This is a genomic window from Vibrio sp. 03_296, assembly GCF_002265885.1.
Genome location: NZ_NPKW01000533.1, coordinates 1 through 1,158, shown reverse-complemented (window position 1 = coordinate 1,158; position 1,158 = coordinate 1). Strand labels below are relative to the sequence as shown.

Genomic DNA, 1,158 nt, shown 5'->3' with positions numbered 1-1,158 from the left:
TTCTGTTTGATGCTGTCTTGATTACGGTTCATAGGTAATTGAGGGTTGGCTCCCCATTCCGTCCATGAACGTCGTAGACAGACAAATTTTTGTAACCGATTAGGTATGCACCTAATAACAAAATACATGCAGTGACCCCCGAGCCACAACTGAAAATGATCGGTTTACTCTGCTCCAATGGTAGCGGCTCGAAAGCCTCTTGCAAACCAGAACAAAGGTTTAATATGGCCTTTGTCCAAGAGTTGYGAAAACGGCAAACACAGGGAGCCCGGAATGTGGCCACTGCGTATGCCTTCTCTGGGTTCTGGAACCTGAGCTAAAACCGATTCCATAGATCGTGCATCGACAATTGAGGCGGAGCGCAAATTACTGTGCTGCAGAACAATATCGGCATTTAAGAAATAATCTGGATCAATTTGTCCTTTGAATGTGCCAATCTGTGATGCTGCTTCAAAGTTGTCTTGGGTTTCAAAGCCTGCGTCAATCCAAGCTTTTAGACCGCCATTGAGCACTTGAACGTGATGATGCCCCATCGCTTTAAGCATCCACCACGCTCTTGGCGAGGCGTAAGTGCCCGCGTTCATCGTAGACCACGATATGGCTATCATTGTTTAAATCCGATCTGCTGTGCTTCTTCATTGAGGTTGCTTGATCGGGCATCATATGAGGCAAAGCACTGGAAAGATCGCAGAACTCGTGGTCGTAATCGAATCGACGAGCACCAGGGATGACCTTGCCGAAAATTTTGGGCTCAGCATTGGGAATCGTGAACTCCATGCTGGCATCTAAAATGACCAAATTTTGTTGTTTAATCTCATTCAGTTCACTGGCAGAAATAAGCGGGGACATAGAGTGATTTCCTTATGGTTTCTGACATTCAATAAAGTGATAGCGAGGTTGCTTGGTGAGCGCATTTGTTCCTTTCGCTAAAAGCACTTGCGCAGGTGGCAGACAATCATTGTCCGGGTTTTGACTGCCAATCTCAGCACGCTGGAGTCTGGGAGCTTGACCGTTAAATAACGTCGATGCCCGTCTAAAGATTGAGTTAACGTATGGCTAAGCAGTATTGCGTGAATCCTCTCATTATCCGGCTTATCTCTTAGCAGGTGTTGCAGCGAGATAAGCAAAGCGATGCCTGACAACAGTAATCCAAATCCT

2 pseudogenes are annotated in these 1,158 nt (G+C 46.2%); both read right to left on the bottom strand.

The window, feature by feature from the left end:
- A pseudogene (locus tag CIK04_RS25985) lies at positions 1 to 849 on the bottom strand (sulfurtransferase); the annotation flags it as partial.
- 77 nt (positions 850 to 926) lie between these two features.
- Positions 927 to 1,158, bottom strand: a pseudogene (locus tag CIK04_RS34020) (hypothetical protein); the annotation flags it as partial.